This is a genomic window from Enterobacter cloacae complex sp. I1M (assembly GCF_014982425.1).
GTDB classification, from domain to species: domain Bacteria; phylum Pseudomonadota; class Gammaproteobacteria; order Enterobacterales; family Enterobacteriaceae; genus Enterobacter; species Enterobacter intestinihominis.
In genome coordinates this window covers 101744-115381 of record NZ_JADCLG010000002.1, presented here as the reverse complement: position 1 = coordinate 115381, position 13638 = coordinate 101744, and the positions used below count along the sequence as shown (strand labels likewise).

Genomic DNA, 13638 nt, shown 5'->3' with positions numbered 1-13638 from the left:
CTCTAAAGGCATTGGTTATCTGCGTCATAGATGGTTGTTTGAATCTAAATGTGCAGTTCATAGTACCAGTTTATATGAGGTTTGTTTTGATAACTATTTGAATGCAGTGAAAGGACTTAGTGACTTAATTATAAGTGGAATAAATCCTCATGGTTATTGTTCCCTTGTGGTTGACGTTTCAAACCCTTTCAAAAATCCAGTGTATATATTACCATGTGCACGTAATAAAATTTTAAAATGGATTTCGGACAATAAAAATATGCTGATTTACTTTCTCTTTGATCTCTTCAAATGTAAGTCGCATTCAAGTTTATCTAAGGTTATCGAAGTCAAGATAATGCATGATAGATATATTTCTGCGGTGTTCAAGATGTTAAGTGAAGTTAATTTTTGTAATTTCAACTCATTTATTTCTGATATTTTTGAGGACGTAAGTTATGCCTCTATCGGACTTGATGATTATTCTGTTAATGTGCATTTTCTCAGGCTAAGGGCTGCAGATTGTAAATTTTGCCAGTTGAATGGTAAATATTTTTGCTCACTTTACAATGTAAAACTTCTTCGCTAATTTCACTTCATTTATAAAATACTAAGAAAGCTAGTTAGATAAGGTTTTATATTTTGACTGGGGCAGGAATAAATTATCACTCATAGAGTTTCCCTGGGGGTTACCACCTGTGTATGATGCCGGTTAGCAACAACGTCTAAAAGACCTGCGATCACGTGGGTCCCTCTCCAGCAAAGGGGCAAGGGGTGCTATATAACGGTGTACTGCTTACCCAATACGGCCTTGTATTTGAAAGATGCCGCATCTTGGCAGGATTCGTATTACAGCCTATAGTCTGTTAATGAGCATTACAGCCTATATGCTGTAAATCCCTGCGTTATGCTTGTTAACTCGTCGATACGGAAGGTCACTTATGAACACTCAATACGCTTTGAAGACTTTGAATCAGTTACGTCCTGTTTTAATCGGCTTTCGCAAAGCCAATGGACTGACGCAAAAAGATGTTTCTGAACGTTTGGGTATAACACAGCAAACTTATGCCCGACTAGAGGCCAACCCTGCAAGTGCGGGTTTTGAGCGTTTGTTTAGGGTGTTCAGCGTCCTTGGAGTGGAGATCGTACTTTCATCCAGGGAACCATTGTCAGATGCAAAGCCCGAATACGGAGCTATGCACAATTATTCTTCACTTCCAGCCAGGCGGGAGAAATGGTGACGCCTGGCGCTTCCCGGTCTAATTTTTCTTCAACAAGATTAACCCCTTAGCGGCCTGAAGTATCAGGTTGCGATAGAGCCTTTCATTTCTTCTGTTATGTTAAATACACCATTTTGAGCTATTTCGCTCGGCCTTAAATTATCTCTTCATTCTTCAGTGAAAATTTTATGTCGATCACATTATCGATGAATTTAGGAAATAATCCGTAAATGAAAATCTATCTTCTTTTAAATTCATCAGTGTCAGTAGCAAATATTACGCATAAAAGAATGGTTATTATTATCATTTAAATTATAAAGCTCATGAGTCAATTCCAAAAAATATAATAAGCATTGAAATCATTACCCGTGATTCTGGAGTTTTAACTTTGCCATGTAACCAACCACAAGTTAGTTTCCGGTGTTTTGAGGGGCAGTAAAGTTCTGAAAGCGCGACCAGATCATAATCCCGAAATGTCGTTAAGATATTCTGAATAACGGTTATCCCTGCTTGTTGGCAGGCATTTGAAAATATATTTTGTATTCAGGTTGCAGCAAAACGCTTTCTTACACACAGGACTTCATATGCGGCTCAGAAAATTAAAACTGAAAAACTTCAGAGGCTACAGAAACTCTACTGAAATCATTATTGATGAAAGCATGACGGGTATTGTCGGTCGTAATGACTTTGGGAAATCAACGCTTCTGGAAGCGCTGGCTATTTTTTTTGAAACAGAAGGAATGAAGGCTGACAAGAATGACATGAACTGTTTCAGCCTAAGAGAAGGGGACGGCCGTTTTGAAATAGCCTGTGAATTTGATGACCTGCCCGATTTTATCATGATCGACGACAGGGTGCAGACCACGCTCGCCTCAGAACATCTGCTGAATGAGGACGGCAATTTTGAAATCGTCAAAACGTTTAAAGCAACGACCTCAGGAAAACCGGAGCAGACCTGCATCCGCTGCATCCACCCGGATGAGGAGCCCCTGAGAAATTTACTGGGCATGAAAATTTCTGAGCTCAAGGCGGTGGGAAAAGAAGTTGAAAAAAATGTGGCGGATAAACGCACTGCATCGTTATGGCGTCAGGCCATCAGGGAAGCCGCAGCCCCCTATACCTGTTCGGAAATTATGCTGGATGTCGATAAAGAGTTCGGAACCGACACAAAATCATTATGGGGTAAGATCCTCGATTTGCTGCCCACGTATGCGATTTTCAAAGCCGACAGGGAAAGCAGCGACGGGGATTCCGAAGCTAAAAACCCCTTACAGCAGGCCGTAAAAGACGCTCAGGCTGCGCTGCAGGACAAAATTACAGCGCTGGAAAATGAGATTCAGGACAGCGTCCTGGATGTCGCACAGAGAACGCTGGATAAATTACGTGAAATGGCCCCCGAACTCGCCAGTGAACTGACTCCACGATTTAAGGAGAAACCCAAGTGGACCTTCAATTTCACCCTGGACGGGGAAAATGGCATCCCCATCAATAAGCGCGGCAGCGGGATAAGGAGGCTTATCCTGTTGAATTTTTTTCGGGCTGAGGCTGAAAAGAATGTCGCGGGGACGCCCAGAAATGTGATTTATGCCATAGAGGAGCCTGAAACGTCACAGCATCCGAACTATCAGATGATGCTGATGAAAGCGTTACTGGCACTGGCAGGCCAGCCGCACCGTCAGATTATCGTCACCACCCATGTCCCGGCGCTGGCAGGATTAATCCCTGTCGAAGGCGTACGTTATGTTACCCGAAATGAGGCGGGTGAACCCGTAGTAAAAATGCCGGATGACGCAGTGCTGAAGGAAGCCACTGAAAGCCTGGGGGTGCTGCCAGAGACCGGTATGGAAAGGGCGCAGGGGATTGTTCTGGTAGAGGGAAAGTCGGATGTTACTTTCCTGAGGCATGCGGCCAGTTCATTAAAACAGTCAGGTGCGCTGCCAGCCTCTCTGGAGGACGTGAAAATAGTGCCAGTCCTCATAGGAGGGTGTGGTAGCGTCAAACACTGGGTTACATTGAATCTGGCCAAAGATCTGGGGCTTCCCTGGTGCGTATTTCTGGACTCCGATATTGGGGGAGACCCTGCACAGGTTCTGTCCATCCAGAAGCGTAAAAAAGAAGTAGAGGAGGCCGGTAAGGTATTTTTCGCTACGCGCAAACGTGAGATAGAAAACTATCTGTGCCCGGATCTTATCGAGGAAATTACTGGTGTAGCCGTCACGTTTACGGACACCTGTGACGCTAAAAAAATAATCGGCCGGGCTGTGGGAATGAAACCCGATAATGTACTAGATAAATTCTGGCCTCAGATGACATCAGAAAGAATCATCTCAAGATCAACCTATCATGACGGAACGCAGGAGAGAAGCGAGCTGGTTGAGATCCTGAGCGACATTGTATCCATGACGAGATAATGTATTAAATAAGCATCTCAGGTGCATATATTCCGGTCCTCAACAAAGGACCGGAGTACAGAGTAGTAAAAACCCGAAATTAATCGGGTTTGAATTATATAAAGATTAACCGACTCCCGCGCCCAGGAACGATGTAAAATCACGCTTGTCGTGACATTTCTACAATGTTTACTTTTGACTATCAAGCCATTTATTCATCTGCTCAATTTCACCTTTTTGAGCTTTAATGATGTCCTGCGCGAGCTTTCTCATTTTCGGATCTTTTCCGTATTTGAGCTCGGTCTCAGCCATTGCTATTGCCCCTTCATGGTGCGCTACCATGCCTTTCGCAAAAGCCTTGTCGGGATCGGACTCATTTACGGCAGCCATCATTTTGTCATGCATGTCTTTCATGCCAGCCATATATTCCTGTGACGAAGCCGAGGTAGACATATCAGTCATTTTCATTTCTGAATGTTCTGCTGAAATCGCTGGCAGGGATAACATTAATACTGCAAATAAAGTGTTTCTGGCTTTCATAAAAAATATCCTTTTAGCGTTGATGCCCGTTAACTGTAGCAGAATCTGATAAAAATGCCCCCTGTAGGGGGCAAAGATGTTGCCATATATCCGGTTACGGAAAAATCTATCAAGGAAATAAGGACAGCACAGATACTTCCCTCGCCGTCAGCCTGCACTGAGCATGCGACGATGCGCTTCGGCCATGGCCTGATGTGGGCCAGACTGACCGTTATTCATAAATTCATGGGCAACTGCAGCTCTTTCATGCTCATTCATTGCCGCTAATGACTTCGACGGCCCGGTAGGGGAAACGGTCTGACTTCCCATCATCCTCTGATGACTTTCCACCATTTTCTGGTGCGCATCCGCCGACCCGTTCGTCATGGTTTCATGAGCAATAATGGCCTGTTCATGCTGGTCCATACCGGCCATACGAGGTGCAGTCCCCTGGATCCCGACAGGAGCCGCAGCAGACTGCATCTGGTGAGCAGGTGCCTGTGCATTGTTGACCCGCTCATGGATATTCACGGTTTCAGTGGCCCAGGCCGAAGAAATTAAGCCAAAGCCCAGCAAGGATGCTAATACGATATTTTTCATGATAACTCTCCATTTCTTAATTAGTGATGTCCGGGGGAGTACAACCGGTGTTTTCAGTTCCATAACTGAAACAGGTTCGGAAGTGTTTATTTCTCCGGGAGGGGACTGGATATTCATTTCCTGGCGTCCACTGACGCCGGATATTGATAAAGCAATCCAGCCTTCCTGATAAGTTGCACTAATTATATCGAATGGCTTCTGTTTGCTGCATGACAGGCTAATGACATCTTTGTCATTTAAATCTTTATTCCCAGCACTGGGTGTCCGGAATCATTTTCTCCAGTCTGGGCACGGATAAGATAAAACGCGTTGAGTGTACGTCCGATTCCACCTGCACTCTTCCGTGATGTGCTTCCACGATTGACTTCACAATCGCAAGGCCGATGCCGCTGCCTTCTCCTTTTCGTTGTCTGGACGGATCCACCCGATAAAAACGGTCAAACAACCTTGATAAATGCTCTTCAGGGATTGGTTTCCCCGGATTTTCAATCACAAGGTCAAAAAAGCTCTCCTGCTCTCTTATTGAGACGGTGATTGCCTGTCCCTCCGGGGTATAACGCAGGGCATTGGATAACAGATTATTGATCGCCCTTCTGAACATTTGTGGATCTCCCTCAACCAGGCAGGGCATCCCGTTAAATTTGAGCGTGATATTGCGTTCTTCGGCCCAGGCTTCGAAAAACTCGAAGACTTTCATGACTTCCGCTCTGAGGTCAAACATGACCCTGTCAGGTATCAGCTGATTATTATCTGCCTGTGCCAGGAACAGCATATCGCTGACCATTTTGGTCATCCGGTTATACTCTTCAAGACTGGAATAGAGGACATCCTCAAGTTCCCTCTGTGTTCGATCCTGACTCAGTGCGATTTCAGTCTGCGTCACCAGATTGGTGATGGGCGTTCTGATCTCATGCGCGATATCGGCAGAGAAATTGGCCTGGCGGGTAAAGACATCCTCAATCTTTCCAATCATATGATTGAACGAGATAACCAGTTGCTCCAGCTCAATGGGAACGCGTGTCGGTTCCAGTCGCGCATCAAGATTCTCGGAGGTGATGTTTTTAATGGCATTGCTGACATTACGAAGGGGCAGGTGCCCCTGACGGACAGCGATTCGAATGATCAGAACAATCAACAGGCTTATCACGACGGCAATCGCAATCAGGTTCTTTTTCAGCGCATCGAGGTAATGGAGATGGAAATTAATGGATAGGCCAGTCAGCATGACATAGTTCTGCTGTTTGCCCTGAAATATCGCCTGACCAGAGGAGGCGATAATCCTGTATGTTTCCATCTTCATTTCGGACCCGGTATCCATCGGTCCCGCAGGATCCTCCACCGTCCAGAGAAAGACATCCCGTGCGCGGCTGTGCTCGCTAAAATCTGCTGAATTCACTGCCGGGCGTAGTGCCGCCCCCTGAGCTGAGCTAAAGAGCACTTCCCCCCTGGGATTGAGGAGCAAAAGGGCAACGTTGCGGTAGCTGGCAATTGATTCCTTTATTTTGCTTATTTTTTTATCATCCGGATCCACCGGGGACTGCAGTATACGGTTCAGTGTGGTGCTGATTTGTTGAAGATCGCTGACATCCTGCTCGGCAAAATGATTTTCAACAGAATGCAGCATAAACCAGGTGAATGCGATAAAAGCCAGTATCGTGGACAGGCTGATAAAAAAGGTCAGCCGCAGAGCGAGTGAGAAAGGGCGTCTGGAAGGTTTGCTATGCATCCGGGACCTCCAGCATGTAGCCCACGCCCCGGACTGTCTGGATCAGCTTTGTCTCGTAATCGTTGTCTATTTTAGCGCGGAGTCGCTTTACTGCGACATCGATCGCATTAGTGTCGCTGTCAAAATTCATGTCCCAGACCTGAGAGGCAATCAGGGAGCGGGGAAGAACCTCTCCCTGATGGCGAATGAAGAATTCCAGCAGGCTGAACTCTTTACTGGTGAGCACAATGCGGTTTCCGGCGCGACTGACTTTTCTGGATACGAGATCAATCGAGAGGTCAGCCACCTTAAACTGGCTTTCCGTGATCATCGTGTTTCCCCGCCTCAGAAGGGTTCTCACCCGGGCGAGCAGTTCGGCAAACGCAAAGGGTTTAACCAGATAATCGTCCGCACCCAGTTCCAGTCCTTTGACCCTATGTTCGATCGTGCCGAGGGCTGTCAGCAGTAAGACCGGCATACCCTTTCCGGCAGTGCGCAGCATGCGGATGATATCCCAGCCGTTCACATCAGGTAGCATGATATCCAGAATGACTAAATCATACTCGGCTGTCATGGCGAGATGATATCCGGTAAGACCATTATCAGCGTGATCCACTACGAACCCTGCCTCTGTAAGCCCTTTGCTGAGATATTCACCTGTTTTAATTTCGTCTTCGACGATCAATATTTTCATCTTGCTCCCCGGCTGGCTGCTAATGTCATTCTATTGCGCCCACGATCGTTATCAACGGATTACAGCAAAAATGACAACATTGTCATTATCCTGTCACCCGGCAAACAGAGAGCGTTAGGTAAAGTACCCCTATCAATACTCTGGACTTCATTTGAACCATTTACCAGGTCTGCCTGGACGAGAAGCGTTATGTTCAAATTAAAATTACTCAGCATTAGCACGATATTCATCCTGGCAGGCTGCGTGTCGCTTGCGCCTGAATATCAGCGGCCCGCAGCACCGGTACCCCAGCAGTTTTCACTGTCCCATAACAGCCTGACGCCAGCGGTAAATGGCTATCAGGATACGGGCTGGCGTAACTTTTTTGTCGATCCCCAGGTTACCCGGTTGATCGGTGAAGCTCTGACTAATAACCGTGATTTGAGAATGGCTGCCCTGAAGGTTGAAGAGGCCCGAGCCCAGTTCAACGTCACGGATGCAGATCGTTATCCCCAGCTGAATGCCTCATCCGGGATAACATACAGCGGTGGTCTGAAAGGTGACAAGCCGACCACACAGGAGTACGACGCGAGACTGGAGCTCAGCTATGAGCTCGATTTTTTCGGCAAACTTAAGAACATGAGTGATGCTGATCGCCAGAACTACTTTGCCAGCGAAGAAGCCCGTCGGGCCGTACACATCCTGCTGGTATCCAACGTTTCACAAAGCTATTTCAGCCAGCAACTGGCGTACGAACAACTTCGTATTGCGCGGGAAACGCTGAAAAATTATCAACAGTCCTATGCTTTCGTTGAGCAGCAGCTCGTGACCGGGAGTACGAACGTTCTGGCACTTGAACAGGCGCGAGGACAAATCGAAAGTACCCGCGCCGAAATAGCCAAACGAGAAGGCGATCTGGCTCAGGCAAACAATGCCCTGCAACTGGTGCTGGGAACGTACCGCGCACTTCCGTCAGAAAAAGGGATGAAAGGCGGGGAGATAGCCCCAGTAAAATTGCCACCAAATCTGTCTTCACAAATTTTGCTGCAGCGACCGGATATTATGGAAGCGGAATATCAGCTGAAAGCGGCTGATGCCAATATTGGCGCAGCGCGAGCGGCCTTTTTCCCCTCAATTACCCTGACCAGTGGTCTTTCCGCAAGCAGTACGGAGCTGTCCAGCCTGTTTACGTCAGGAAGTGGAATGTGGAATTTTATCCCTAAAATTGAAATTCCTATATTTAATGCTGGCAGGAATAAAGCCAATCTGAAGCTGGCTGAAATTCGCCAGCAACAGTCGGTGGTTAATTACGAACAAAAAATTCAGTCAGCCTTTAAGGATGTTTCCGACACGCTTGCGCTGCGCGACAGCCTTAGCCAGCAACTTGAGTCACAGCAGCGTTATCTTGATTCACTTCAGATAACTCTCCAGCGTGCCAGAGGATTGTATGCAAGTGGTGCTGTCAGTTACATCGAAGTGCTGGATGCAGAACGTTCCCTCTTCGCTACCCAGCAAACCATTCTCGATCTTACCTATTCCCGGCAGGTTAACGAAATTAATCTGTTTACCGCGCTGGGTGGCGGTTGGGTAGAGTAAATTTATTTAATTAATCAGGAAATTAAAATGCGTAATTCACTTAAAGCCGTTTTATTTGGTGCCTTCTCTGTCATGTTTTCTGCCGGTCTTCATGCTGAAACACATCAGCATGGCGATATGAATACTGCCAGTGATGCTTCGGTACAGCAAGTTATCAAGGGCACCGGTGTCGTTAAAGACATTGATATGAATACTAAGAAAATCACCATTTCGCATGAAGCAATTCCAGCGGTGGGCTGGCCTGCAATGACCATGCGCTTTACTTTTGTTAATGCAGACGATGCTATTAATGCCCTGAAAACAGGCAACCATGTCGATTTCTCGTTTATTCAGCAGGGCAATATCTCCTTACTCAAAAGCATTAACGTGACGCAGTCCTGATTGGCTGTCCGGAGCGATTACATCCTGTGCGCCTGTACATTCACATAGGTATATGTGTGAGTTAACCGTCAGGCGCATATGCCAGGTGTTTTGATTTTTTAGCGGAAAATTGTATGGCTTCTTTAAAGATAAAATATGCTGCAATAATTATCAGCAGCCTCATAGCAGGGGGGCTGATATCGGTTACTGCCTGGCAGTATGTAAACTCAGCACAAAAGACAGAAAAAACAGAACAAAAGGCACCGGAACGAAAGGTGCTTTTCTGGTATGACCCAATGAAACCGGATACCAAATTTGATAAACCCGGAAAATCGCCCTTTATGGATATGGACCTGGTGCCAAAATATGCTGATGACAGTGGCGATAAAAGCAGTGGCGGGATCCGTATCGACCCAACCCAGGTTCAGAATCTGGGATTAAAAACGCAAAAAGTCACGCGAGGAATGCTGAATTATTCTCAGACAATCCCGGCTAATGTCAGCTATAACGAGTATCAGTTTGTTATTGTGCAGGCGCGTTCTGACGGGTTTGTCGAAAAAGTCTACCCCATGACGATTGGCGATCATGTGAAGAAGGGGACGCCACTTATCGATATTACCATTCCGGACTGGGTGGAAGCACAGAGTGAATTCCTTCTGTTATCCAGCACCGGTGGTACTTCCACGCAAATTAAAGGCGTTCTGGAACGGCTTCGCCTGGCAGGTATGCCGGAAGAGGATATTCAGAGACTGCGTTCTACCCGGAGCATTCAGACCCGTTTTACCATTAAAGCACCTATTGATGGTGTCATTACTGCATTTGACCTGCGCACCGGCATGAATATTTCGAAAGATAAGGTGGTGGCTCAGATTCAGGGAATGGACCCGGTCTGGATCAGCGCTGCAGTGCCAGAATCTATCGCCTATCTGCTGAAAGATACGTCGCAGTTTGAAATTTCGGTACCGGCTTATCCGGATAAAACATTCCATGTCGAAAAATGGAATATTCTTCCCAGCGTGGATCAGACAACCCGTACGCTTCAGGTCCGTCTCCAGGTTTCTAATAAGGATGAGTTTCTCAAGCCGGGCATGAATGCCTATCTGAAACTGAATACCAGAAGCCAGGAGATGCTGCTGATACCAAGCCAGGCCGTTATCGATACCGGCAAAGAACAGCGCGTGATTACTGTTGATGATGAAGGCAAGTTTGTGCCGAAACAGATCCACGTTCTGCATGAGTCACAGCAACAGTCCGGCATCGGCTCCGGCCTGAATGAAGGCGATACCGTGGTGGTCAGTGGCCTGTTCCTCATTGACTCTGAAGCCAATATTACGGGCGCACTGGAACGTATGCGCCACCCTGAAAAAACAGAAAGCAGTATGCCAGCAATGTCTGACCAGCCTGTAAATATGCATTCAGGGCACTGAGGAGACGACGATGATTGAATGGATTATCCGGCGCTCTGTCGCCAACCGTTTCCTGGTCATGATGGGGGCCCTGTTTCTCAGCATCTGGGGCACATGGACGATTATTAACACGCCTGTCGATGCCTTGCCTGACCTGTCAGATGTGCAGGTCATTATCAAAACCAGCTATCCCGGCCAGGCCCCGCAGATTGTAGAAAACCAGGTCACCTATCCACTTACCACCACCATGCTGTCCGTGCCTGGCGCAAAAACCGTGCGTGGTTTTTCACAGTTCGGTGATTCGTATGTGTATGTCATTTTTGAAGACGGCACCGATCTGTACTGGGCCCGTTCCCGCGTGCTGGAGTACCTGAACCAGGTACAGGGAAAACTGCCCGCCGGTGTGAGTTCTGAAATCGGTCCGGACGCCACGGGGGTGGGCTGGATATTTGAATATGCCCTTGTCGATCGCAGCGGAAAACACGACCTTTCAGAACTGCGTTCTCTGCAGGACTGGTTCCTGAAATTTGAGCTGAAAACCATCCCGAACGTGGCTGAGGTCGCTTCGGTTGGCGGCGTGGTGAAACAGTACCAGATTCAGGTCAATCCGGTAAAATTGTCTCAGTATGGTATCAGCCTGCCCGAAGTGAAACAGGCCCTTGAATCGTCTAACCAGGAGGCCGGTGGCTCATCCGTTGAAATGGCCGAAGCTGAGTATATGGTCCGTGCCAGCGGTTATCTTCAGAGCATTGATGATTTTAATAACATCGTCCTGAAAACAGGCGAGAACGGCGTGCCGGTTTATCTGCGGGATGTTGCCCGCGTGCAGACCGGGCCTGAAATGCGGCGTGGTATTGCCGAGCTGAACGGCCAGGGCGAAGTCGCTGGCGGCGTGGTGATCCTGCGGTCGGGTAAAAATGCACGCGACGTTATCACGGCAGTGAGGGATAAACTTGAGACGCTGAAGGCCAGCCTGCCGGAAGGCGTTGAAATCGTGACCACCTACGATCGCAGCCAGCTCATCGACCGGGCGATTGATAACCTCAGTTCCAAACTTCTGGAAGAGTTTATCGTGGTGGCCATCGTCTGTGCCCTGTTCCTGTGGCACGTACGTTCTGCCCTGGTGGCGATTATCTCTCTGCCGCTTGGTCTGTGTATCGCCTTTATCGTCATGCACTTCCAGGGACTGAACGCCAATATCATGTCGCTGGGAGGGATAGCGATTGCCGTCGGTGCGATGGTGGATGCCGCCATTGTGATGATTGAGAATGCGCATAAGCGGCTTGAGGAGTGGGATCATCAGCATCCGGGTGAGCAGATTGACAACGCCACCCGCTGGAAGGTGATTACCGATGCCTCCGTTGAAGTGGGACCCGCACTGTTTATCAGCCTGCTGATCATCACCCTGTCCTTTATTCCTATCTTTACCCTGGAAGGTCAGGAAGGACGTCTGTTTGGCCCGCTGGCATTCACGAAAACGTACTCCATGGCGGGCGCGGCCGCGCTGGCCATCATCGTCATTCCGATTCTGATGGGATTCTGGATCCGGGGGAAAATTCCTGCAGAGACCAGTAACCCCCTGAACCGGGTACTGATCAAAGCGTATCATCCATTGCTGTTGCGGGTTCTCCACTGGCCAAAAACAACCCTGCTGGTTGCGGCCTTGTCCATTTTCACCGTTATCTGGCCGCTGAGCCAGGTGGGCGGTGAGTTTCTGCCGAAGATTAACGAGGGCGACCTGTTGTATATGCCGTCGACCCTGCCGGGTGTCTCTCCGGCTGAAGCTGCAGCGCTCCTGCAGACGACGGACAAGTTAATCAAAAGCGTTCCTGAAGTGGCCTCTGTATTTGGCAAGACCGGTAAAGCAGAGACCGCCACGGATTCCGCACCGCTCGAAATGGTTGAAACCACGATCCAGCTCAAACCTGAGGATCAGTGGCGTCCAGGCATGACGATTGACAAGATTATTGAAGAACTCGACAGGACTGTCCGTTTACCGGGGCTGGCAAACCTCTGGGTGCCGCCAATCCGTAACCGTATTGATATGCTCTCAACCGGGATCAAAAGCCCGATAGGTATCAAGGTGTCCGGAACGGTTCTGTCCGATATCGATGCAACGGCGCAGAGTATCGAAGCGGTCGCCAAAACCGTACCCGGCGTAGTGTCTGCTCTCGCAGAGCGACTGGAAGGCGGGCGCTACATTGATGTGGATATCAACCGGGAAAAAGCCTCCCGCTACGGAATGACGGTGGGCGATGTGCAGCTGTTCATCTCATCAGCCATCGGCGGCGCGACGGTAGGGGAAACGGTTGAAGGCGTGGCCCGGTACCCGATTAATATCCGCTATCCGCAGGATTACCGGAACAGCCCGCAGGCCCTGAAACAGATGCCGATCCTGACCCCGATGAAGCAGCAGATCACGCTGGGCGATGTTGCGGATATTAAGGTCGTTTCCGGGCCGACTATGCTGAAAACGGAAAATGCCCGTCCAGCCAGCTGGATTTACATTGACGCGCGCGGCAGGGATATGGTGTCGGTGGTTAATGACATTAAAACGGCGATCAGTCAGAAAGTGAAACTGAGACCGGGTACCAGCGTGTCATTCTCCGGACAGTTTGAACTGCTTGAGCATGCCAACAAGAAACTGAAGCTGATGGTGCCGATGACGGTGATGATCATCTTCATCCTGTTGTATCTGGCATTCCGCCGGGTTGATGAAGCCCTGCTGATCCTGATGAGCCTGCCGTTCGCCCTGGTTGGCGGGATATGGTTCCTGTACTGGCAGGGCTTCCATATGTCTGTCGCAACCGGAACGGGGTTTATCGCTCTGGCCGGGGTGGCAGCAGAGTTTGGCGTGGTCATGCTGATGTATCTGCGTCATGCCATTGAAGCGCACCCGGAATTGTCCCGTAAAGAGACGTTCACACCGGAAGGCCTTGATGAAGCCCTCTATCATGGTGCCGTACTGCGTGTCCGGCCGAAAGCCATGACCGTGGCGGTGATCATTGCGGGTCTGCTGCCAATACTCTGGGGAACCGGTGCAGGTTCAGAAGTCATGAGCCGTATCGCGGCACCCATGATTGGTGGGATGATCACGGCTCCGCTGCTGTCCCTGTTCATTATTCCTGCCGCCTACAAATTAATCTGGCTGCGCAGACATAAAAAAAGCGTGTCCTGAACCTGAAAGGGC

At 48.7% G+C, this 13638-nt stretch carries 11 protein-coding genes; 7 read left to right on the top strand and 4 right to left on the bottom strand.

Features of this window, described 5'->3' with window-relative positions:
* The 3 genes from INF86_RS22320 to INF86_RS00795 all read left to right on the top strand — a co-directional run.
* Positions 1-568 (top strand): hypothetical protein (locus tag INF86_RS22320; protein ID WP_227414706.1); only part of this gene is annotated, 568 nt, incomplete at its 5' end.
* Between the two features lie 352 nt (positions 569-920).
* Positions 921-1220 carry a helix-turn-helix transcriptional regulator gene (locus INF86_RS00800; protein ID WP_001097216.1) on the top strand — a complete coding sequence of 100 codons (300 nt, stop codon included), beginning with the start codon at positions 921-923 and terminating at the stop codon, positions 1218-1220.
* Positions 1221-1783: 563 nt separating this feature from the next.
* Positions 1784-3610 carry an AAA family ATPase gene (locus INF86_RS00795; protein WP_001239419.1) on the top strand — a complete coding sequence of 609 codons (1827 nt, stop codon included), beginning with the start codon at positions 1784-1786 and terminating at the stop codon, positions 3608-3610.
* A gap of 168 nt (positions 3611-3778) precedes the next feature.
* On the opposite strand, the gene INF86_RS00790 is transcribed toward INF86_RS00795, so the two are convergent.
* The 4 genes from INF86_RS00790 to silR all read right to left on the bottom strand — a co-directional run bounded on the left by INF86_RS00790 (position 3779) and on the right by silR (position 7107).
* Positions 3779-4129: a DUF305 domain-containing protein gene (locus tag INF86_RS00790; protein WP_000647571.1), complete on the bottom strand. Its 351-nt coding sequence runs from the start codon at positions 4127-4129 to the stop codon at positions 3779-3781.
* Between the two features lie 147 nt (positions 4130-4276).
* Positions 4277-4708: a silver-binding protein SilE gene (silE, locus tag INF86_RS00785; protein WP_000790485.1), complete on the bottom strand. Its 432-nt coding sequence runs from the start codon at positions 4706-4708 to the stop codon at positions 4277-4279.
* 244 nt (positions 4709-4952) lie between these two features.
* Positions 4953-6434, bottom strand: a complete 1482-nt coding sequence (gene silS / locus INF86_RS00780; protein WP_000555736.1) for a copper/silver sensor histidine kinase SilS — start codon at positions 6432-6434, stop codon at positions 4953-4955.
* Positions 6427-7107 (bottom strand): copper/silver response regulator transcription factor SilR, encoded by a 681-nt coding sequence (gene silR, locus INF86_RS00775; protein WP_000697968.1) that lies wholly within the window; start codon positions 7105-7107, stop codon positions 6427-6429. The genes silS and silR overlap by 8 nt, the downstream gene beginning before the upstream one ends.
* 189 nt (positions 7108-7296) lie before the next feature.
* Between silR and silC the strand changes: the two genes are divergently transcribed.
* The 4 genes from silC (at position 7297) to silA (ending at position 13626) form a co-directional block, all read left to right on the top strand.
* Complete coding sequence (gene silC / locus INF86_RS00770) at positions 7297-8682, top strand: Cu(+)/Ag(+) efflux RND transporter outer membrane channel SilC (RefSeq protein WP_000475506.1); 1386 nt, start codon at positions 7297-7299, stop codon at positions 8680-8682.
* Positions 8683-8709: 27 nt separating this feature from the next.
* Positions 8710-9063: a cation efflux system protein CusF gene (cusF, locus tag INF86_RS00765; RefSeq protein WP_001246155.1), complete on the top strand. Its 354-nt coding sequence runs from the start codon at positions 8710-8712 to the stop codon at positions 9061-9063.
* Positions 9064-9176: 113 nt separating this feature from the next.
* Entirely contained in the window at positions 9177-10469 is a 1293-nt protein-coding gene (silB, locus tag INF86_RS00760; protein WP_000157620.1) for a Cu(+)/Ag(+) efflux RND transporter periplasmic adaptor subunit SilB, read from the top strand.
* Between the two features lie 10 nt (positions 10470-10479).
* Positions 10480-13626, top strand: coding sequence for a Cu(+)/Ag(+) efflux RND transporter permease subunit SilA (silA, locus tag INF86_RS00755; RefSeq protein ID WP_000574029.1), 3147 nt, complete (start codon positions 10480-10482; stop codon positions 13624-13626).
* The last annotated feature ends 12 nt before the right edge of the window (positions 13627-13638 follow it).

Excerpts from the sequence above, each read along its gene's own strand:
- INF86_RS00800 (WP_001097216.1), top strand. The coding sequence starts at position 921 with ATGAACACTCAATACGCTTTGAAGACTTTGAATCAGTTACGTCCTGTT.
- INF86_RS00795 (WP_001239419.1), top strand. The coding sequence starts at position 1,784 with ATGCGGCTCAGAAAATTAAAACTGAAAAACTTCAGAGGCTACAGAAAC.
- INF86_RS00790 (WP_000647571.1), bottom strand. The coding sequence starts at position 4,129 with ATGAAAGCCAGAAACACTTTATTTGCAGTATTAATGTTATCCCTGCCA.
- silE (WP_000790485.1), bottom strand. The coding sequence starts at position 4,708 with ATGAAAAATATCGTATTAGCATCCTTGCTGGGCTTTGGCTTAATTTCT.
- silS (WP_000555736.1), bottom strand. The coding sequence starts at position 6,434 with ATGCATAGCAAACCTTCCAGACGCCCTTTCTCACTCGCTCTGCGGCTG.
- silR (WP_000697968.1), bottom strand. The coding sequence starts at position 7,107 with ATGAAAATATTGATCGTCGAAGACGAAATTAAAACAGGTGAATATCTC.
- silC (WP_000475506.1), top strand. The coding sequence starts at position 7,297 with ATGTTCAAATTAAAATTACTCAGCATTAGCACGATATTCATCCTGGCA.
- cusF (WP_001246155.1), top strand. The coding sequence starts at position 8,710 with ATGCGTAATTCACTTAAAGCCGTTTTATTTGGTGCCTTCTCTGTCATG.
- silB (WP_000157620.1), top strand. The coding sequence starts at position 9,177 with ATGGCTTCTTTAAAGATAAAATATGCTGCAATAATTATCAGCAGCCTC.
- silA (WP_000574029.1), top strand. The coding sequence starts at position 10,480 with ATGATTGAATGGATTATCCGGCGCTCTGTCGCCAACCGTTTCCTGGTC.